This window comes from Shewanella sp. ZOR0012 (assembly GCF_000798835.1).
Classification (GTDB): Bacteria; Pseudomonadota; Gammaproteobacteria; order Enterobacterales; family Shewanellaceae; genus Shewanella; species Shewanella xiamenensis.
Window position 1 is genome coordinate 683 of record NZ_JTLE01000085.1, and the last position, 1139, is coordinate 1821.

The following is a 1139-nucleotide window of genomic DNA, read 5'->3' on the forward strand; positions in this document are numbered from 1 at the left end:
TTTCTAAATCTCCCCATAATCAAGTACTCAATTAGCATTAGCTCATTTGTGCTTTTGATATTGCGATACCTTTCTTTTTCAAGGTATAGGTCATCGGTTCGAACCCGATATGTCGCTCCAATTTTTCTCATCAGTCTCCCCATAAAATCTTCATCATTTCAAACTAAGTTATCGCAACTGACATAGCGCTATTTTACTTTTCTGTACACTTAACATGTCTGTTCCGTTGTTGATTATTCCATGCATTTTTTGAGCACGTTCATCGCTGCAATTTATTAACCTTTGTTTTAATGGTTATTTTTAATACTAATGCGGTTAAGTGTTGCAGAATTTGCCTGCTCTGCGGCTGTTGTCGATGATGTTTTCTATTTTGTAAAAAATAAAACAGCAAGGTTAATGCGTGATCTGCACCTTGTTTCTTCAAGAATTCCTAAATTAGATGGCGTTGCGAAAGTTAAATTATGACCTTGTTCAAATATTCGTAACGCTTTTACTTACATAATGAATCCAGACAAAGTTAATAGCGCCAAGTAGTTGGCTTAACACTGGAGTGCATTATATGCGTATTCAACAATTACGTGATTTACTTGAGTATGTGGCGAACTGCCGCTTAGATATGGCGCAACTCTATGGCCGACTGAACAATCATGCTGACTCCGCTCGAGTAAAGATGATGCTGGAGTATTTTGAATCTCATCAAAAGCATGTCGCTGAAAAATTGCGTGATTATATGGATGAGGCGCCAGCGAGGGTTCTTGATACTTGGTATAAAGACTTTGTGTTTGAAGATTTTACTAAGCGTTGCCAAGATACCATGTTACCCGCCAATATGAACGAAGATGATGTGTTGAATTTACATCTCGACTTGGAAAATCGTCTGATTGGCTTATTGGAAAAAACCGTCAACTCAACCACCGCTGAAGATGCGCGTGCGGCATTAGAAGGCTTAATTCGAGTTGAGAAAACTCAACAGCAACGATTAGTTCACAGCACTATCCGGATGGACGATATTTAACCTATCGATACCTCATCTGTGTTCGTGTAAACACCGAAAGCCAGCTAAATGCCTGTCTCTCATACACAAATCCCTGAACAATGCTCAGGGATTTTTTTTGAACTCATTCCCCGCATTGTGATCA

Annotated in this window: 2 protein-coding genes; both read left to right on the top strand. The window is 39.1% G+C overall.

Annotation, left to right across the window (positions count from 1 at the left end):
* Nucleotides 1-309 precede the first annotated feature (309 nt).
* Entirely contained in the window at nt 310-465 is a 156-nt protein-coding gene (locus L976_RS23090; RefSeq protein WP_156143140.1) for a hypothetical protein, read from the top strand.
* 94 nt (nt 466-559) lie between these two features.
* Nucleotides 560-1015 (top strand): hypothetical protein, encoded by a 456-nt coding sequence (locus tag L976_RS01705; RefSeq protein ID WP_037426974.1) that lies wholly within the window; start codon nt 560-562, stop codon nt 1013-1015.
* Nucleotides 1016-1139: the final 124 nt, after the last annotated feature.

Excerpts from the sequence above, each read along its gene's own strand:
- L976_RS23090 (WP_156143140.1), top strand. The coding sequence starts at position 310 with ATGCGGTTAAGTGTTGCAGAATTTGCCTGCTCTGCGGCTGTTGTCGAT.
- L976_RS01705 (WP_037426974.1), top strand. The coding sequence starts at position 560 with ATGCGTATTCAACAATTACGTGATTTACTTGAGTATGTGGCGAACTGC.